Here is a 17,293-nt window from a genome sequence, read left to right on the forward strand (position 1 = left end):
GATCACCGGGTGGTGATCGAGACGCGGGTGCGGTGATGCCGGGGTGTCTCGATCTCGTCGACGATCGCCACCGCCAGGTCCGCGTACGACAGGTGTGCGTCCGCGGGCGGAGCCGTCTCCCCGCCGACCGCGTACCGTCCGGTGCGTTCCGCCTGCTCCAGGCGGGCCGGAGGCGTGAGCACGAGCCAGTCGACCGTCCCGTCCCGCTCGCGCAGGCGGTCCAGGCCCGCGGTGTGCGCCGCGGCGAACGGCCGGATCTCGGGCGGGAAGGCGGCCGGATCGTCCATCACCGGGCGGCCCGAGGCGTCGTTCAGGTTCGCGAACAGCCCGATCACCACGAGACGGGGCACGCCCGCCGCGATCATGCCGTCCAGCAGGGCGTCGGCCGCGGTGACGAAGAACTCCGGATCCAGGCCGGCGAAGCCCTGCTCCGGACCGCTGAAGGGGCTCACCGAGACCCTGCGGGCGATGGAGCGCGACGGCCTGGTGACCCGCGCCGTCCACGACGAGAACCCGCCACGGGTGGAGTACGCCCTGACCCCGCTCGGACGCACCCTGGTGCCGCTGATCGACGCCGCGCGGATCTGGAGCGAGGAGCACCTGCCCACCCTGCTGCGCGCCCGCGAGACGTACGAGCCGTAGGGCGGTTACTTGTCGATGTCGCCGACCACGAAGAACATCGAGCCCAGGATGGCGATCATGTCGGCGACCAGGTTGCCGGGCAGCATCTCGGTCAGCACCTGGATGTTGTTGAACGAGGCCGAGCGCAGCTTGAGCCGCCACGGTGTCTTCTCGCCGCGGGAGACCAGGTAGTAGCCGTTGATGCCGAGAGGGTTCTCCGTCCAGGCGTAGGTGTGCCCCTCGGGGACCTTCAGGACCTTCGGCAGGCGCTGGTTGATCGGGCCCGGGGGCAGGGCGGCCAGGCGTTCGACGCAGGCGTCGGCCAGGTCCAGCGAGACGTGCACCTGCTCGAGCAGGCACTCGAACCGGGCCAGGCAGTCGCCCTCGCTCCGGACCGGGACGCGCAGCACGTCGGCCAGGTCTCCGTAGGCGAGGTACGGCTCGTCGCGCCGCAGGTCGAAATCGACGCCCGCCGCCCGCGCGATCGGCCCGGACACGCCGTACTGCTCCACCTGTTCGCGCGTCAGCACGCCCACGCCGCGCGTGCGGGCGCGGAAGATCTCGTTGCCGGTGATGAGGCGGTCGATCTGGCCGACCCCGCGGCGTACGGCGGCGGTCGCCTCGCTCACCCGGCCCAGCCAGCCCGCCGGCAGCTCCTCCTTCAGCCCGCCGACGCGGTTGAACATGTAGTGCATACGGCCGCCGGAGATCTCCTCCATGACGTGCTGCAGCTGCTCCCGCTCGGTGAAGGCGTAGAACATCGGCGTGATCGCGCCGATCTCCAGCGGGTAGGAGCCGAGGAACATCAGGTGGTTGAGCACGCGGTTGAGCTCGGCCAGCAGGGTGCGGGCCCACACCGCGCGCGCCGGCACCTCCATGCCGAGCATCCGCTCGACCGCCAGGACGACGCCCAGCTCGCTCGCGAACGCCGACAGCCAGTCGTGCCGGTTGGCCAGCACGATGATCTGACGGTAGTCGCGGACCTCGAACAGCTTCTCCGCGCCGCGGTGCATGTACCCGATGATCGGCTCGGCGGCGGCGATGCGCTCGCCGTCGAGCGTGATGCGCAGGCGGAGGACGCCATGGGTCGAGGGGTGCTGCGGCCCGATGTTGAGCGTCATGTCCTCGGTCGCGAGGTCCTTGACCCCCGACCCCACGCCAACGATGCGCTCGGTGCTCACAACGCCCATCGTGCCATGCCCAGGGTGTCGCGGAACCTGGGCCGGTTGAGGTTGACTGGGCTCCGATGAACGAGAGCCACCCGCCCGCACGCGAGCCGCGGGACATGCCGCCCGGCAGTCCGCGGATCCTGCCGCACGCGGCCGTGCCCGCGCCGCCGTTCACGTCGCCCGCGCCACCCGGACCGGCGGGGCCGTCGCCGGTGCCGATCGGCGGTCGCGCCGAGCAGGCCTTCGACCCGCCGGCCGGCATGGTGTGGGCCCGTGTGTCGCCCCGGCTCACCTGGCACCGGCGCATCGCCGTGCTGCTGTGGGCGCTGCCCATCACGATCGTCGGCGCGTTCGTCCTCGCGCGCGCGTCCGGCCTCCTCGGCGGGCTGATCTGGCTCGGGGTGATCGTGGTCGCGTGCGCGATGGGCTGGATCGTGGCCGAGCTGGTCTACCGGTCCTGGGGGTTCGCCGAGCGGGCCGACGACCTGCTGGTCACGCACGGCTTCTTCGTCAAGCACCTCGTCGTCGTGCCGTACGGCCGGATGCAGTACGTGGACGTGACGGCCGGGCTGCTCGAACAGTGGCTCGGCGTGGCGACCGTACGCCTGCACACGGCCGCGGCGGCCACCGACGCCCGGATCCCCGGCCTGCCCGCCCGCGACGCCGCCGTCCTGCGCGACCGGCTCGCCCAGAAGGGTGAATCGAGGTCGATCGGTCTTTGAACGCAGGACCCCCGGGCTACGGGCCGTACGGCCGGCCCATCTTCACCCCGCCCCCGTACGGGCCGCCGGGCTCGCCGTACCCACCGCCCGGCTCGCCGTACGGGCAGGTCCCGTACGGGCCGCCGCCTCCGCCGCCGGTGCACTTCTCCCGCGGCGTGCACCGCCTCCACGTGTCGACCGCGGTGATCAGCGCCCTGTCCGTCCTGGTGATCGTCTTCGTGCTCGGCGGCTACACGCTGCTGCTCGGCCAGACCGCCGACGGCGTCGAGGTGATCCTGACGCCGCGGTCGATCGCGCGGTTCCTGCTCGTCATGATGCCGGTGGCGGCGGTCGCGGCGATCATCGGCTTCTGGACCTGGTGGTCGCTGAAGTTCCACATCTCCGGCGACGACCTGGTGGTCGACACCGGCATCGTCCGCCGCCGCAACCGCCGGATCCCGCTGTCGCACATCCAGGCGGTCGACGTCGTCCGCCCGCTGGTCACGCGCGTGTTCGGGCTCGCCGAGGTCCGCGTCGAGCTGGCCGGCGGCGATCAGGCCGAGACCCGGTTCCGCTACCTCGGCCGGGCGATGGCCGAGCAGCTGCGCGCCGAGCTGCTGGCCCGCGCCGCCGGCCTGCCCGGCCACACGCCCGAGGCGCCCGAACACCCGTACTGGCGCGTCTGGTTCGGCACGCTGCTCGGCTCACAACTCCTCAAGCTCCCGGTCATCGGCGGCCTGATGCTGCTGGTGGCGCTGCTGGCGTTCGGCGTGGTCTTCCGCGAGCTGGGCGTGCTCGCGGCGGCGCTGCCGGTGCTGCTCGGCCTGGCGCGCGGCGTCGTCGCGCCGCTGGTCATGCACGCGAGGTTCAAGGCCGCGGTGTCGCCGGACGGGCTGCGCCTGCGGTACGGGCTGATGGAGACGCGGATGCAGACCGTGCCGCCGGGCCGGGTCCAGGCGGTGCGCGTGGTCGAGCCGCTGTTGTGGCGCAGCTTCGGCTGGGCGCGGCTCGACGTCACCGTCGCCGGATACGTCGGCGACCGCCAGGCGCTGTCCTCGGTGCTGCTGCCCGTCGCGCCGCGCCGGGTCGCCTTCCACCTCGTCGGCATGGTCTTCCCCGGCACCGACGCGGAGGCCGTACGACTGCTCCCGGCGCCGCGGTCGCTGCGCTCGCCGTTCGGCCGGAGCGCGGCCGGCACCGACGACGCCGTCTTCGTCACCCAGCGGGGCCGGGTGTGCCGGCGGCTCGACGTCATCGCCCACGCGCGGGCGCAGAGCGTACGCATGACCTCGGGCCCGCTCCAGCGGCTGCTGGGCCTGGGCACCGTCCACGTCGACGCACCGCCCGGTCCGGTCCAGGTGGCCGCCGAGAACCGCGAGCTGGGCGAGGCGCGGGCGATCGTGGAGTCCGCGGCCGAGCGGGCGCACCGGGCGCGCGCCACCGACCAGCGCACCGACCGATGGGCGACCTGACCATGACGTACGACCCGTGGTCCCCGCACTTCGTGGCCGACCCGTACCCGGCCTATGAGGTGCTGCGGCGCGAACGACCGGTCTTCTTCGACGAGCCGACCGGCCAGTGGGTGGTCTCCCGCCACGCGGACGTGAACGCCCTGCTGCGCGACCGCCGCCTCGGCCGGTCGTACCTGCACGTCGCGACCCACGAGGAGTTCGGGCGGCCGCCGGAGCCGGACTTCCTGGCGCCGTTCTGGAACCTCATCCGCGCCGGCATGCTCGACGTCGAGCCGCCCGACCACACCCGGCTGCGGCGCCTGGTGTCCAAGGCGTTCACCCCGCGGATGGTCGAGGGGCTGCGCCCGCGCGTCCGCGAACTCGCCGCGGGCCTGGTCGGCGGGCTCGTCGAACGCGGCGGAGGCGACCTGCTCGCCGAGGTCGCCGAGCCGCTGCCGGTGACGGTGATCGCCGAGCTGCTCGGCATCCCCGAGGGCGACCGGCACCTGCTCCGCCCCTGGTCGGCCGACATCTGCGGCATGTACGAGCTGAACCCTCCGGCAGAGGTGCAGCACACGGCCGTGCGCGCCGCGGTGGAGTTCTCCGACTACCTGCGCGGGCTCGCCCGCCGGCCGCGCGGCGACGACCTGATCGGCGCGCTGGCCGCCGTCGACGGGCTGACCGAGGACGAGCTCGTCGGCACCTGCGTGCTGCTGCTCAACGCCGGCCATGAGGCGACCGTCAACGCCACCGGCAACGCCTGGTGGGCCCTGTTCCGCAACCCGGGCGAGCTCGCCCGCCTGCGCGCCGACCCCGGCCTGATCCCGACCGCGGTCGAAGAGCTGCTGCGCTACGACACGCCGGCGCCGATGTTCGAGCGCTGGGTGCTGGAGGACGTCGAGGTGGCCGGGGTACGCGTGCCGCGCGGCGCGGAGGTGGCGCTGCAGTTCGCCTCCGCCAACCGCGACCCGGAGGTCTTCGCGAACCCCGACACCCTGGACCTGTCGCGCACCCCGAACCCCCACATCGGCTTCGGCGCCGGCATCCACTTCTGCCTGGGCGCGCCGCTGGCCCGGATCGAGCTCGCCGAGTCGATGGCCGCGCTCCTGCGCGCGGCCCCGAACCTGCGCCCGGTCGCCGAGCCCACGTGGAAACCGGGCTTCATCCTGCGCGGTCTGGAGTCACTTCCCGTCGTCGTGTAGCGGCCAGCGTGCGGGGGATCTCGGCGCCGACCGCCTGGACCAGCCAGCCGAAGCCGCCCAGGCCCTCGCGGTCGATCAGCTCGGCGTCCTCGCCCGCCGCGCGCAGCGCCTGGAGGTAGCCGCGCGGGTCGGTGTGGGCGAGTTCCAGGGGCGGCCGGGCGCCGCGCAGGCCCAGGGCGCGCAGTGCGGCGCGCTGGGTGGTGAGCAGCGTCGCCGTCGCGCCGGCGCTCTCGCCCGCGTCGGCGCACGCGTCGAGTGCGACGTGGGCGGTGATGTCGCACGAGCCGTCGGGCACGGGGGAGACGCATCGGCCGTCGCGGTAGCCCGTGAGCGTGCCGTACGTCGGGCGCCGGCCGCGCTCGTGGGAGTAGTCGATGGCCAGGGCCACCCCGCCCCGCAGGCGTCCGATCACCGACGCCCACGCGGCGCAGCGGTGCCGGCCGACCTCCGCGCGGTCGCCGGGCTCGCGCAGCGGCCACCAGCGCTCCAGCCAGGCGGTGTCCTCGGGGGAGGGCACCGGGCCCGGCAGCTCCGCGCCGGTGGCCGGGTCGACGACGACGAGGCGCGGTCCTTCGCCGGTCAGCTCCACGACGTCGAGCGGCACGTTGTCGAGCCACTCGTTGGCGATGACGAGGCCGGTGACGGTGTCCGGCAGCCGGTCGCGCCACTCGATCGCCGGGCTCAGCCCGGCGGGGCGCGGGGCGACCTCCACCGCGATCGGCCGCAGGCGCCCGTCCAGCCCGGCCGTCGCGTGGATCTCGGCAAGCAGCTCTCCGGAGCCGGCACCCACGTCGACGAGGTCGAACCGCGCGGGCCCGCCCAGAGCGTCGTCGACCTCGGTGACCAGCCGGGCCATCGCGTGGGCGAAGCGACGTGAGGCGTGCACCGAGGTGCGGAAGTGGGCCGCGGGCCGTTCACCGCGAGTGTAGAAGCCGTCCGCCCCGTACAGCGCGTGCTCCATCGCCGTCCGCCATCCGACCTGACTCACGTGTTGACCGTATCGCGTGCTCCCCAGGTCGTACGCGGGCTCCGACCTGCGATTGACGCGTGCCGAGCCGAACGATAAATACGCTTGGGCGATGGTCCCCCGACTGTTCGCCTGGCTGAGAAAGCACCAGCGGCTCGTCGACACCCTGTTCATGGTGCCGCTCGGCGCAGTGGCGGTGATCGTGCGGGGCCGCTGGATCGAGACGACGTCGGACGGCCTCCCTCAGCAGACCCCGTACCTCCTCAACCTCGCGCTGGCCGTCGCGATGTGCCTGCCGCTGGTCTGGCGGCGCCGGTGGCCCCGCGCGGTGTTCGCCGTGATCGCCGGGGCGGCGTTCGTCCAGTGGCTGGTGGGCGCCAACGTCGCCGTGTTCGACCTCGCGCTGCTCGTCGCGATGTACACCGTCGCGGCGGAGTGCGCCTTCCGGTGGGCGCTGGCCGCGTTGCTGATCAACGAGCTGGGGCTCATCCTGCTGGTCTGGAAGCTCATGAGCCAGCCCGAACCGCAGGGCGCATGGCGGGAGCTGAGCCCGGACTCCATCGCCCTGGGGGCGATCTGGCTGTGCGGCCTGTACATCAGCACCCGGCGCAAGTACACCCTCAGCCTCGAAGAGCGCGCCCGCCGGCTCGAGCGCGAACGCGACGCGCAGGCCGAGGTGGCCGCCGCGGCCGAGCGAGCCCGGATCGCCCGTGAGATGCACGACGTCATCGCGCACAGCATCAGCGTGATGGTGATCCAGGCCGACGGCGCCTCGTACGCGATCGACACCGACGCGGCACGCGCCAAGCGGGCGATGCGGGCGATCGGCGACACGGGACGGTCGGCGCTCACCGAGATGCGCCGCATGCTCGGCGTCCTCCGCGAGGGCGACGGCAAGGCCGCCCTGGCGCCGCAGCCCGGCGTCGACGAGCTCCCGCACCTGGTGGAGCAGATCCGCTCCACCGGGCTGCCGGTCGAGCTGACGATCGACGGGGCGCAGGTACCGCTGCCCGGCGGCATGGAACTGGCCCTCTACCGGATCGCGCAGGAGGCCCTCACCAACGTCATGAAACACGCGGGCCCTTCGGCCACCGCGTGGGTCGAACTGCACTACGGTGACGGAGCGGTCGAACTACGCATCCGCGACGACGGGCGCGGCGCGACGTTCTCGGACGGACGCGGCCACGGCCTGGTGAGCATGCGTGAGCGGGTCGCGGTCTACGGAGGAGAGGTGACCGCCGCACCGGCGCGGGGCGGCGGCTTCGAGGTCGTCGCGCGGATGCCGGTGCGCGAGTCCCCGGCGAAACAGGAGGTCGGTACGCCGTGAGCGAGCGCGGTGGAGCGGAGGAGCGCCCATGATCAGGGTGCTGTTGGTCGACGACCAGGAGCTCGTCCGCACCGGGTTTCGCATGGTGCTCGACGCGCAGCCCGAGATCGAGGTGGCCGGCGAGGCCTCCGACGGGCGTGAGGCGGTCGAGGCGCTGCGCTCGACCTCCGCCGACGTGGTGCTGATGGACGTGCGCATGCCGCGCATGGACGGCATCGAGGCGACCCGGCAGATCTGCTCGCGCCCCGGCGGCCCGAAGGTGATCATCCTGACCACCTTCGACCTGGACGAGTACGCCTTCTCGGCGCTCAAGGCGGGTGCGGCCGGGTTCTTGCTCAAGGACGCCGGGCCCGAGCAGCTCATCGAGGCGATCCGTGCGGTCAGTTCCGGCGACGCCGTGGTCGCGCCGAGCACGACGCGCCGCCTCATCGACCGGTTCGTGGAACACATCCCCGACGACGACGGCACCACCGACGCGGCCCTGGAGTCGCTCACGGCGCGTGAGGCCGAGGTGCTCAAGCTCGTCGCGCGCGGCATGTCGAACGGCGAGATCGCCGGGGAGCTGTACGTCTCCGAGGCGACCGTGAAGACGCATGTCGGGCGCATTCTCAACAAACTGGGCCTCAGAGACCGGGTGCAGGCCGTGGTCTTCGCATACGAGACCGGCCTCATCAAAAGCGGTCAGAGCAGTCACGAAGCGTAACGATTGCATCACGCGACCGGCCGTTCCATTGCCATTGGCTGAGAGTCCCTGGATAACTACCGTACGTATCGGCCACGCCACGCGTGGTCGCGAATCTCCATGTACGGGAGGATTCACGTGCTCAAGAAGCTCACCGCGGCCGGAGTGGTCGCGGCCGCCGTGTCCGGCGCCCTCGTGCTGGCCTCGCCGGCCAACGCCGACATCAACACCAGTGGTGACGGCAGCATCCTCGGCGGCAACCAGCTCGTCGTGCCCATCTCCATCCCGGTGAACGTCTGCGGCAACGCCGTCGCGGTCATCGGCGGCGCACGCGCGGGATGCCGCGGCGGCGCCTCGGCCGGATACGGGCTGCACCACCACCGCCGCTTCACCCCCTGGGACTCCTGACCGCAGCACTCGACGGCCCCCGCGCGGACGACCGCGCGGGGGTCTTCGTAGTCCTCAGGTCGCACATCGGATCAACGCGCGGACCGACATGACGATGGCCGTGAGGGCGATGGCAGCGGGGCCGGCCGTCCCTAGTTTTGATCACGTTCCGTCCATGACCGAGGAGTCACCCGTGATCAGCACCGCTGTCAACGCCCCGCCGGCCGTCGCCGCCACCGATGTGACCAAGGTGTACGGCTCCGGGGACGCCGCCGTCCACGCCCTGCGCGGGGTCGGTGTGGCGTTCGCCCGTGGAGCCTTCACCGCGATCATGGGGCCGTCGGGCTCTGGCAAGTCCACGCTCATGCACTGCCTGGCCGGTCTGGACACGGTCGACCGCGGCTCGGTGATGCTCGGGGACGTGGAGATCACCGGGCTGTCCGATCGGCAGCTGACCCGCCTGCGCCGCGACCGGATCGGGTTCGTCTTCCAGTCCTTCAACCTGCTGCCGACGCTGACGGCCGAGCAGAACATGCTGCTGCCGCTCGAACTCGCCGGTCGCAAGCCGGACCGGGCCTGGATGGACCACATCGTCGCCACGGTCGGCCTGCGCGATCGTCTCTCGCATCGGCCGAGCGAGCTATCCGGCGGTCAGCAACAGCGGGTCGCCTGCGCCCGCGCCCTCCTGCACCGTCCGGAGGTCATCTTCGCCGACGAGCCGACCGGCAACCTCGACTCGCGTTCCGGCACCGAGGTGCTCGGGTTCCTGCGCTCGTCGGTGCGCGAGATGGGCCAGACGATCGTCATGGTCACCCACGACCCGGTGGCGGCCTCTTTCGCCGACCGTGTGGTCTTCCTGCGTGACGGGATGATCAGGTCCGAACTGGCCCGGCCGACGCCGGACACGGTGCTGGACGCACTGAAGCGGCTGGAGGTCTGACCGTGCTGAAGACGACTCTGGCCGGGCTCCGCGCCCACCTGCTGCGGCTGGTCCTCACCGCGCTGGCCATCACCCTCGGCGTCGGGTTCGTGTCCGGCACCTTCGTGCTCACCGACACGATGCGGGCCGCCGTCGACCAGCAGTTCACCGCCTCCGCCAGTAAGATCTCGGTCGCGGTGCTGCCCACGGGGTCATCCAACGACGTGCCGGCCGCGCTGCTGTCCCGGGTCAAGAAAGTGTCCGGTGTCCAGGACGCCCAGGGCCTCGTCCTCGGCAGTGCTCCACTGATCGGTAAGGACGGCAAGGCGTACGGCGACGCCGGTACGGCGGGGGTGTCCATCTCCACCGGCGCCTTGCAGCGGTACCGGATCAAGCCCGGCCGCCCGCCGTCCGGACCTGGAGAGGTCGTGCTGGACACCAAGACCGCCCGGCGCGCCGGCTACAAGGTCGGTGACCGTGTGTCCGTGCTCGATAAGCAGGGTCGGGTGCATTCGTTCACCGTGTCGGGGCTGGTGGACTTCGGTGTCGACCAGGAGGTCGCCTACCGCGGCGGGGTCGGCTTCACCGCCGCGACCGCCACGGCGATGACCGGCGAGCACGGTTATGCGGAGATCGATGTCAAGGCCGCGCCGGGCACGAGCGACGCGGCGCTGCGCGACGCGGTCGCGCAGGCGGTCGGCGGGTCGTATGAGGTGCTCACCAGCGCGAAGCTCGCCGACCGGCTGGCCAGATCCTCTGGCCTGTCGACCAGTGATCTGTCGGTGTTCTTCCTGGCGTTCGCGATTGTGGCGTTGTTCGTCGCGGCGTTGGTCATCTACAACACCTTCAACATCTTGATCGCCCAGCGGACGCGGGAGATGGCGTTGCTGCGCTGCGTCGGCGCGACGCGGGCCCAGGTGTTCCGCGGGGTTCTCGCCGAGGCGATGGTCGTTGGCCTGGCCGCGTCCGCGCTCGGTGTGCTCGCCGGTGTGGGGCTGGGCGCCGGCGGTGCAGCGCTGTTCGCCTCCGCCGACGACACCTCGGTCGGCTCGGTGACGGTGTCGGCCACGCCGGTCGTCGTCGGTCTCGTGGTCGGTTTGATCGTCACGCTCGTTGCGGCCCTGCTCCCGGCCCGCGCGGCCACTCGCGTGCCGCCGGTGGCCGCACTGCGCAGCCAGATGGAGGGGCGGGTCAAGGGCCGCGCGGGCATCATCCGCATGGTCCTCGGCTCGCCGCTCGTCCTCGCCGGGCTCTTGATCATCGCCCTGGCGTTGGGGAGCGAGGCGGGTCAGCAACCGTTCGTGATGGTGCTGGCCGGGGGAATGATGGTCTTCCTCGGTGTGATCGCGCTCAGCCCGTTCATCGTCGGTGGCCTCAGCGGTGTGGTCGGCTGGCTGCCGGCGCGGCTGCTGGGCGTGCCGGGCCGGCTCGCGCGGGAGAACGCCGGGCGCAACCCCAAGCGTGCGGCGATCACCACCATCGCCCTCACCATCGGCGTCACACTGATGACCACGTTCTCGGTCGCGCTGGCCTCCACACAGGCGACCGCGACCGCCAAGCTCGCCGAACAGTTCCCGGTCGACTACCAGCTCACCACGGTCGGCGACCAGCTCATCCCCCGGCAGGCGGCAGCCGCCTTGCGCACGAAGCCGCAGCTCAGCGACGTCATCGAGGTACGGAACGCGGACGACGCGCGGCTCGACGGCGAGGACACCCTTGTGGGCACGGTCGCCGGCCACGCGCTCGGCCGCTCGATCAAGCCCGAGATCGTCGCGGGCTCGATCACCGACCTGGGGCCGGGGACCGTCGCGCTGCACGAGGACACGGCCAAGTCCTTCGGCGTGGGCGTGGGCCGGCAGATGACGCTGACCAACGGCTCCCAGCGGCTTTCGCTGCGGGTCGTGGCGGTCTTCTCCGGTGAGACCCCGACACCGGAGGTCACGATCAACGAGGCCGACTTCGACCGCACCTTCGGTCCCAAGAATGACTCCGAGGTCTACGTCAAGGCGAAGAAGGGCGTGTCCACCGACGTCTCCAGCCGGGTGGTAGAGGATGCCACCAAGGCCTACCCGATGGTGAAGGTCGGCAGTCTCGCCGACATGAAGGAACAGCTCACCAAGGCCGTCGACCAGCTGTTCGTGCTGGTCGGTGCCCTGCTGGGGTTGGCGATCATCATCTCACTGATCGGCATCGCCAACACGCTGACGTTGTCGGTGTTCGAGCGCACCCGTGAGTCGGCGCTCCTGCGGGCGCTCGGCCTGACCCGGAGCGGGCTGCGGTGGATGCTGTCGCTGGAAGCGGTGATCATGGCCGTGATCGGCGCGCTGCTCGGCGTCGTCCTCGGCGCCGGCTTCGGCTGGGCCGCGATCAGCGCCGTATTGGATGGGGTCGTCCTCGGCTTCCCGATTGTGCGAATCATCGCGTTCATCGTCGTGGCGGGGCTGGCAGGGCTACTCGCCGCCGTCGTCCCCAGCCGCCGGGCGGCCAAAGCATCAATCGTCGCCTCACTCGCAAGCGACTGACGGATCGCCGCGATCGGCGGAGAGGCCCTTCACCGCACGGTGAAGGGCCTCTCGCGCACACCTGGCTAGGGCAGGTAGTACATCGGGTTCGGGAGTTTGAAGGACCGGTCGGCGTGGCCACCGTTCAGGTCGCTGTACTGGTCGCCGAAGTTGGCGGTGATGTCGTAGCCGAGCGACTCGATGTGCCCACGCGTCCCGGACTTGTACTCGGTCGTGGTGCAGGTGTAGGTCGGCGCCGAGCACGGCAGGTAGGCGGTGGGCGCCTTGGTGTTCAGGTAGAGGTGGGTGGTGTCGGCGGGGGAGGTGTACCCGGCGGCGGCCAGGTTGCGGACGCTGGCGGCCCGCTGCGTCTCGGGGCGGCCGGTGATCCAGAACACCGTGACGCCGTGGTCGGCGGCCCAGTTGACCAGGGCCGGCATGCCGAAGACGGCGCGCATGTTCTTGTTCTGGATGTACGCGTCGTTGGAGGCCGGGGTGTAGTTGAAGCCGACCTCCAGCTCGTAGTTGTAGGTGAGGAGCGAGGTGTCGTCCACGTCCAGCACGATGGCCGGCTTCTTGCCCGGCCTGGTGTGCCGTACGGCCTGCCTCAGATAGGCCCCGGCCCTGGCCTCGATGCCGGCGACCTGCTTGGCGTAGCTGCTGTCGGCGGAGGCGTGGTGCTCGCCGGAGCCGTCCACGGTGTCGCCGTAGTACGCCTTGATCTCGTTGACGACGTTCGTGAGGTTGGGGATCTCCTTGTCGCTGCGCGGTACGGATCCGGTCGCGTTCGCCGCGCCCACCGCGTACAGGGTGGTGGCGGCGACCGCGGTGGCGACGGTGGCGGTCAGGGCGTGCTTGCGGAGGGTCCGGCGGAAACGTACTGCCATCAAGGGTTCCTCGTCTTCTCATGCGTACCGTCGCACCACGCGCTTCGGCCGCGAGGTTCGTGTCTCATTCACCGGCGGGGGAGACCGGCGTGCATGATCTCGCAGGTTTCCAGCCGGGGGAAGGGCGAAGGTCGCCGTCGGCCGGGTCTGGCCCGACCGGCGGCGTGCGGAGACAATCTCCGTACGCCGCTGATGCGCCCGGGGGGACGAACACGCGCACAAAGGGCACACATCGGCGTGGGTAGGCTGTGGCCGGACCGTCCGGTACCCGCGAAGGACTGGAACGCACGAATGACCACTTCTGACCAGCGCCCGGGGCGCCTCGCCGTGGGCGTTGTCGGCGCCGGCCGCGTCGGGTCGGCGCTGGGCCGGGCGCTCGACCTGGCCGGCCACACCGTGGTGGCGGCGTCCGGGGTCTCCGACGCCTCCCGCGAACGCCTCCGCGAGCGGCTGCCCGGAGTTCCGCTGCTGCCGGTGCCCGAGGTGGTGGCCGCCGCCGACCTGGTGCTGCTGACCGTGCCCGACGACGCGTTGGCCGCCCTGGTCGAGGGACTGGTGAGCACCGACGTGACCGTACGCGGCAAGCTGCTCGTCCACACCAGCGGCCGGTACGGCGCGGACGTGCTGGAGGTCGCCACACGCGCCGGCGGGCTGCCGCTCGCGCTGCACCCGGTGATGACGTTCACCGGGCGGCCCGACGACGTCGACCGGCTCGCCGGGATCTCCTTCGGCGTCACCGCGCCCGAGCCGCTGCGGCCCGTCGCCGAGGCGCTCGTGGTCGAGATGGGCGGCGAGCCGGTGTGGATCCCCGAGAACCGGCGCACGCTCTACCACGCGGCGCTGGCCGGCGGCGCCAACCACCTGGTCACGCTCGTCGTCGAGTCGATGGACCTGCTCGGCCGCGCCGGCGTGGAGAACCCGAGCCGCATGCTCGGCCCGCTGCTGGGCGCCGCCCTCGACAACGCCCTGCGGCTCGGCGTCCGCGGCCTGACCGGACCGGTCGCCCGCGGCGACGCCGGCACGGTCGCGGGCCACGTCGAGGAACTGGGCCGCGTCTCACCCGAGGCGCGCGGCGCGTACGTCGCGCTGGCCCGCCTCACCGCCGACCGCGCGCTCGCGGCCGGTCTCCTCAAGCCCGACGACGCATCACGTCTCCTCGACGCTCTGGCCGAACGCGGTTCCGAAGGGAAGCAGCAATGACGCTCGTGATCGCCCGTACCCGCGAGGAACTCGCGGCGGCCCGTTCGTCTTTCGGGACGATCGCGCTCGTGCCCACCATGGGCGCGTTGCACGAGGGCCACCGGTCCCTGATGCGCCGGGCGCGTGGCCTGGCCGGCACGGTCGCCGTGAGCATCTTCGTCAACCCGCTGCAGTTCGGGCCGAACGAGGACCTCGACCGCTATCCCCGTACGCTCTCGGACGACCTGGCCGTCTGCGCCGACGAGGGCGTCGGGCTGGTGTTCGCGCCGACGGCCGAGACCATGTACCCCGAGGGCCGCGGCACCGGGGTCACGGTCAGCGCGGGCGAGATGGGGACGATCGTCGAGGGCGCCTCCCGGCCGGGCCACTTCGACGGCGTGCTGACCGTCGTGCTCAAGCTGTTCAACCTGGTCCGCCCGGAGATCGCCGTCTTCGGCGAGAAGGACGCGCAGCAGCTCGCGATGATCCGCCGGATGGTCGCCGACTTGAACGTCCCAGTGTGGATCGACGCCTGCCCGACCGTGCGCGAGAAGGACGGGCTGGCGCTGTCGAGCCGCAACCGGTACCTCTCGCCGCCGGAGCGCGTCACGGCGCTGTCGCTGTCGCTGGCCCTGCGGCGGGGCGCCGCGGCGGCGCAGGACGGGCCCGCCAAGGTCCTCACGGCGGCCCGCGCCGTGCTCGACGAGGCGGCCGACACCGAGCCGCCGCTGGAGCTGGACTACCTCAAGCTGGTGGACCCGACGACGTTCCACGAGGTCGACGAGGAGTACGTCGGCCCGGCCGTCCTCGCCGTCGCCGGCAAGGTGGGCTCCACCCATCTGATCGACAACACCCCGCTGTACCTGACGCCGGAGCCGCCCACGGAGTCGCGCTGACATTCCGCCCGATGCGGGTACACGTCAGCGGGTGACCTCCAGGGCCGTTTCGACGAACCAGGTGGTCCAGGGCGACCGGCTGCCCTCCGGCCAGAGGACCAGTGTCCGGTACGGCGACGCGTCGGGCACCGGACGGTAGGTCACGTCGGGGCGGACATTCCTCGCGGCCAGCGAGGCGGGCACCAGCGCGACGGCCTGGCCGAGGGCGACCACCTCCAGCAGCTGGGCCGTGTCCCGTACGACCGGCCCGTCGGCCGGCCGATCCGGGTTTCCCAGCCAGTAGTCGCGGTCCGCCGGGCCACTCCATCGTGGTGCCGGCTCGGTGACCAGGTCGGCGGTACTGAGGACGTCGCGTACGGCCAGCTCGTGTCCGGCGGCGAGCGCCGCGACGCGTGGTTCGGTCGTCAGCAACTCGGTGTCCAGGCCGTGGCCGTCGAAGCACCCCGCTATCGCCACGTCCGCGCGCCCGTCGCGGACCATGTCGGCCTGTTCCCCGAATCCACTCACCACGACCCGGAGGTCCGGCGCGTCCGGTTCCGCACGGAAGCGCGCGCGGATCCGGTGCAGCAACTCCGTGGCGACCCCTGGTTTGGCGGTGACCACGAGGCTTCGGCCGGGAAGTCCCGCACGCCGCGTCCGGCGTACCGCGGAATCGAGGGCACCCAGGACAACGGCCGCCTCCTTGACCAGGGTCTCGCCGGCCCGGGTCAGCGTCAGCCGGTGCCCGGCGCGATCGAACAGGGCGACACCGAGCCGGCGCTCCAGTTGACGCATGGCCCGGGACAGGGGCGGCTGCGCGATGCCGAGCCGTTCGGCGGCGCGGGTGATGTTCAGGTCCTCGGCGACGGCGCGGAAGTAACGCAGCTCGCGGATCTCCGGCTCCGGCATACCGCCAGGGTATGGGGCGGCACCCATTCGGTCTTTCCCTTTCGGAGCCCCGGCGACTGGAGTGGAGGGATGAACGCGAATGAAGTGGCACTCGTCACCGGCGGCAACAAGGGCATCGGCCGAGAGATCGTTCACCGTCTCGCCCAGCGGGGCCTCACCGTCTACCTGGCTGCGCGCAGTCCGGAGCGCGGCCACTCGGCCGTCGAGGAACTGAAGAGGGAAGCGGCGGCGACGCGCGGCGGAAGGCCGTCGGGGAATCCGGCCGGCGTGGACGCCGATCTCGGCGGAAACGGCGACGGGCCGGATATTCGGTTCGTGCGGCTCGATGTGACCGATCCGGGCTCCGCCGAGGCGGCCGTCGACAGGATCGAAACCGAGGCGGGACGGCTGGACGTGCTCGTCAACAACGCCGGGATCATGGTCGAGTGGGGCGTCCGGACCGCCGACGTCACGGCCGCGCAACTCCGCGAGGTGTACGAGGTCAACGTCTTCGGCGTCGTCACGGTGACATCGGCCTGCGTGCCTCTGCTCCGCCGGTCGCACAATCCGCGGATCGTCAACATGTCCAGCGGGCTCGGTTCTCTCACGACGCTGAGCGACCCGACGAACCCCCTCTCGACTCGCGGGTTCCTCGCGTACAGCTCGTCCAAAGCCGCGCTCAACACCCTCACGCTGATCTACGCCGGTGCCCTCCGCGCCGACGGCATCAAGGTCAACGCCGTCAGCCCGGGCCTTGTGCCGACCGACCAGAACGCCGCCGCGACCTTCCCCCGCGGCGACCGGACCACGGCCGACGGCGCCGTCGGCCCGGTCCTGCTCGCGACGATCCCCGCCGACGGACCCACCGGCGTCTTCCGCGGTCCGGACTCACTGGACGACGTCATCCCGTGGTGAGTCGGCGGCGCGACGGGCACGGCGGTCTGTTCCGGAGGGTGTCCTGCCGGCGGCTAAAATCGCCCGCGACCTGTAGAAATGCAGGCGGGGAGCCGACTTCAGGAGAAATCCAGTGCTTCGCACCATGTTCAAATCCAAGATCCACCGGGCCACGGTCACCCAGGCCGACCTGCACTATGTGGGCTCCATCACGATCGACGAGGACCTGATGGAGGCGGCGGACCTGCTCGCGGGCGAGCAGGTGCAGGTGGTCGACATCGACAACGGCGCCCGCCTGGAGACGTACGTCATCGCCGGGCCGCGCGGGAGCGGCGTGATCGGGCTGAACGGCGCGGCGGCGCGGCTCGTGCACCCCGGCGACCTGGTCATCATCATGAGCTACGCGGCCATGACGGATGAGGAGTCCCGCGCCTTCGAGCCGAAGGTCGTCCATGTCGACCGGGACAACCGGATCATCGCCCTGGGCTCCGACCCGGCCGAGCCGGTGCCCGGCACCGCGACGGTCCGCGGCGACACACTCGCCGAGCCCGCCTGAGAGACCACGTGCGCTGAGCTCCCCCGGAGGAATCGGGCGTTCGGGACGCGAGTTATAGTCAGATTGACGAGAACTCGCCTCCCCCAG

At 71.8% G+C, this 17,293-nt stretch carries 18 protein-coding genes; 13 read left to right on the forward strand and 5 right to left on the reverse strand.

Annotated elements, in window-relative coordinates; genetic code table 11:
• Positions 1-2 precede the first annotated feature (2 nt).
• Entirely contained in the window at positions 3-452 is a 450-nt protein-coding gene (locus ABEA10_RS37035) for an NAD(P)-dependent oxidoreductase (RefSeq protein ID WP_345472060.1), read from the reverse strand.
• A gap of 16 nt (positions 453-468) precedes the next feature.
• Here ABEA10_RS37035 and ABEA10_RS37040 point away from each other — a divergent pair, with 16 nt between their 5' ends.
• The gene (locus tag ABEA10_RS37040; RefSeq protein WP_345472062.1) at positions 469-642 is read left to right on the forward strand and encodes a winged helix-turn-helix transcriptional regulator; all 174 of its coding nucleotides are present in this window, start codon (positions 469-471) and stop codon (positions 640-642) included.
• Positions 643-647: 5 nt separating this feature from the next.
• Here the strand turns inward: ABEA10_RS37040 and ABEA10_RS37045 are convergent, their stop codons facing one another.
• A complete protein-coding gene (locus ABEA10_RS37045) occupies positions 648-1,802 on the reverse strand; it encodes an NADH-quinone oxidoreductase subunit D (RefSeq protein WP_345472064.1) in 1,155 nt (384 codons plus the stop codon).
• A gap of 65 nt (positions 1,803-1,867) precedes the next feature.
• On the opposite strand from ABEA10_RS37045, the gene ABEA10_RS37050 reads away from it, so the two are divergent.
• Genes ABEA10_RS37050 through ABEA10_RS37060 form a run of 3 tightly spaced genes read left to right on the forward strand, consistent with a single transcriptional unit; the run spans position 1,868 to position 5,144 of the window.
• Positions 1,868-2,512 (forward strand): PH domain-containing protein, encoded by a 645-nt coding sequence (locus tag ABEA10_RS37050; protein ID WP_329245594.1) that lies wholly within the window; start codon positions 1,868-1,870, stop codon positions 2,510-2,512.
• Positions 2,509-3,963, forward strand: coding sequence for a PH domain-containing protein (locus ABEA10_RS37055; RefSeq protein WP_345472067.1), 1,455 nt, complete (start codon positions 2,509-2,511; stop codon positions 3,961-3,963). Before ABEA10_RS37050 ends, ABEA10_RS37055 begins: the two co-directional genes overlap by 4 nt.
• A complete protein-coding gene (locus tag ABEA10_RS37060; protein ID WP_345472069.1) occupies positions 3,951-5,144 on the forward strand; it encodes a cytochrome P450 in 1,194 nt (397 codons plus the stop codon). The genes ABEA10_RS37055 and ABEA10_RS37060 overlap by 13 nt, the downstream gene beginning before the upstream one ends.
• Here ABEA10_RS37060 and ABEA10_RS37065 read toward each other — a convergent pair.
• The gene (locus ABEA10_RS37065) at positions 5,104-6,132 is read right to left on the reverse strand and encodes an SAM-dependent methyltransferase (RefSeq protein ID WP_345472071.1); all 1,029 of its coding nucleotides are present in this window, start codon (positions 6,130-6,132) and stop codon (positions 5,104-5,106) included. The genes ABEA10_RS37060 and ABEA10_RS37065 overlap by 41 nt on opposite strands.
• A gap of 91 nt (positions 6,133-6,223) precedes the next feature.
• Here ABEA10_RS37065 and ABEA10_RS37070 point away from each other — a divergent pair, with 91 nt between their 5' ends.
• The 5 genes from ABEA10_RS37070 (at position 6,224) to ABEA10_RS37090 (ending at position 11,948) form a co-directional block, all read left to right on the forward strand.
• Positions 6,224-7,438, forward strand: coding sequence for a sensor histidine kinase (locus ABEA10_RS37070; protein ID WP_345472073.1), 1,215 nt, complete (start codon positions 6,224-6,226; stop codon positions 7,436-7,438).
• A 28-nt stretch (positions 7,439-7,466) separates the two neighbouring features.
• Positions 7,467-8,141 (forward strand): response regulator, encoded by a 675-nt coding sequence (locus ABEA10_RS37075; RefSeq protein ID WP_345472075.1) that lies wholly within the window; start codon positions 7,467-7,469, stop codon positions 8,139-8,141.
• 117 nt (positions 8,142-8,258) lie between these two features.
• Positions 8,259-8,528, forward strand: a complete 270-nt coding sequence (locus tag ABEA10_RS37080) for a chaplin family protein (protein ID WP_345472077.1) — start codon at positions 8,259-8,261, stop codon at positions 8,526-8,528.
• Positions 8,529-8,682: 154 nt separating this feature from the next.
• Entirely contained in the window at positions 8,683-9,447 is a 765-nt protein-coding gene (locus ABEA10_RS37085; RefSeq protein ID WP_345472079.1) for an ABC transporter ATP-binding protein, read from the forward strand.
• A gap of 2 nt (positions 9,448-9,449) precedes the next feature.
• Positions 9,450-11,948 (forward strand): ABC transporter permease, encoded by a 2,499-nt coding sequence (locus ABEA10_RS37090; RefSeq protein ID WP_345472081.1) that lies wholly within the window; start codon positions 9,450-9,452, stop codon positions 11,946-11,948.
• 65 nt (positions 11,949-12,013) lie between these two features.
• Here ABEA10_RS37090 and ABEA10_RS37095 read toward each other — a convergent pair whose 3' ends face one another.
• On the reverse strand, positions 12,014-12,814 hold the full coding sequence (locus ABEA10_RS37095; protein WP_345472083.1) for an HAD family acid phosphatase: 801 nt from the start codon (positions 12,812-12,814) through the stop codon (positions 12,014-12,016).
• Positions 12,815-13,105: 291 nt separating this feature from the next.
• Between ABEA10_RS37095 and ABEA10_RS37100 the strand changes: the two genes are divergently transcribed.
• Together ABEA10_RS37100 and panC are read left to right on the forward strand one after the other, a co-directional pair.
• Entirely contained in the window at positions 13,106-14,014 is a 909-nt protein-coding gene (locus tag ABEA10_RS37100) for a Rossmann-like and DUF2520 domain-containing protein (protein WP_345472085.1), read from the forward strand.
• The gene (panC, locus tag ABEA10_RS37105) at positions 14,011-14,889 is read left to right on the forward strand and encodes a pantoate--beta-alanine ligase (protein WP_329245561.1); all 879 of its coding nucleotides are present in this window, start codon (positions 14,011-14,013) and stop codon (positions 14,887-14,889) included. Before ABEA10_RS37100 ends, panC begins: the two co-directional genes overlap by 4 nt.
• Positions 14,890-14,913: 24 nt before the next feature.
• Here the strand turns inward: panC and ABEA10_RS37110 are convergent, their stop codons facing one another.
• Positions 14,914-15,777, reverse strand: coding sequence for a LysR family transcriptional regulator (locus ABEA10_RS37110; protein ID WP_345472089.1), 864 nt, complete (start codon positions 15,775-15,777; stop codon positions 14,914-14,916).
• Positions 15,778-15,846: 69 nt separating this feature from the next.
• Here ABEA10_RS37110 and ABEA10_RS37115 point away from each other — a divergent pair, with 69 nt between their 5' ends.
• On the forward strand, positions 15,847-16,671 hold the full coding sequence (locus ABEA10_RS37115; RefSeq protein WP_345472091.1) for an SDR family oxidoreductase: 825 nt from the start codon (positions 15,847-15,849) through the stop codon (positions 16,669-16,671).
• 112 nt (positions 16,672-16,783) lie between these two features.
• Positions 16,784-17,206, forward strand: coding sequence for an aspartate 1-decarboxylase (gene panD, locus ABEA10_RS37120; protein ID WP_329245554.1), 423 nt, complete (start codon positions 16,784-16,786; stop codon positions 17,204-17,206).
• Positions 17,207-17,293: the final 87 nt, after the last annotated feature.

The organism is Actinoallomurus oryzae, assembly GCF_039541955.1.
GTDB classification, from domain to species: Bacteria; Actinomycetota; Actinomycetes; order Streptosporangiales; family Streptosporangiaceae; genus Actinoallomurus; species Actinoallomurus oryzae.

Bases quoted from the DNA above. Each gene is read 5' to 3' on its own strand.
- ABEA10_RS37040 (WP_345472062.1), top strand. From the start codon at position 469: ATGGAGCGCGACGGCCTGGTGACCCGCGCCGTCCACGACGAGAACCCG.
- ABEA10_RS37095 (WP_345472083.1), bottom strand. From the start codon at position 12,814: ATGGCAGTACGTTTCCGCCGGACCCTCCGCAAGCACGCCCTGACCGCC.
- panC (WP_329245561.1), top strand. From the start codon at position 14,011: ATGACGCTCGTGATCGCCCGTACCCGCGAGGAACTCGCGGCGGCCCGT.
- ABEA10_RS37115 (WP_345472091.1), top strand. From the start codon at position 15,847: ATGAACGCGAATGAAGTGGCACTCGTCACCGGCGGCAACAAGGGCATC.
- ABEA10_RS37100 (WP_345472085.1), top strand. From the start codon at position 13,106: ATGACCACTTCTGACCAGCGCCCGGGGCGCCTCGCCGTGGGCGTTGTC.
- ABEA10_RS37050 (WP_329245594.1), top strand. From the start codon at position 1,868: ATGAACGAGAGCCACCCGCCCGCACGCGAGCCGCGGGACATGCCGCCC.
- ABEA10_RS37075 (WP_345472075.1), top strand. From the start codon at position 7,467: ATGATCAGGGTGCTGTTGGTCGACGACCAGGAGCTCGTCCGCACCGGG.
- ABEA10_RS37070 (WP_345472073.1), top strand. From the start codon at position 6,224: ATGGTCCCCCGACTGTTCGCCTGGCTGAGAAAGCACCAGCGGCTCGTC.
- ABEA10_RS37085 (WP_345472079.1), top strand. From the start codon at position 8,683: ATGACCGAGGAGTCACCCGTGATCAGCACCGCTGTCAACGCCCCGCCG.
- ABEA10_RS37060 (WP_345472069.1), top strand. From the start codon at position 3,951: ATGGGCGACCTGACCATGACGTACGACCCGTGGTCCCCGCACTTCGTG.
- ABEA10_RS37110 (WP_345472089.1), bottom strand. From the start codon at position 15,777: ATGCCGGAGCCGGAGATCCGCGAGCTGCGTTACTTCCGCGCCGTCGCC.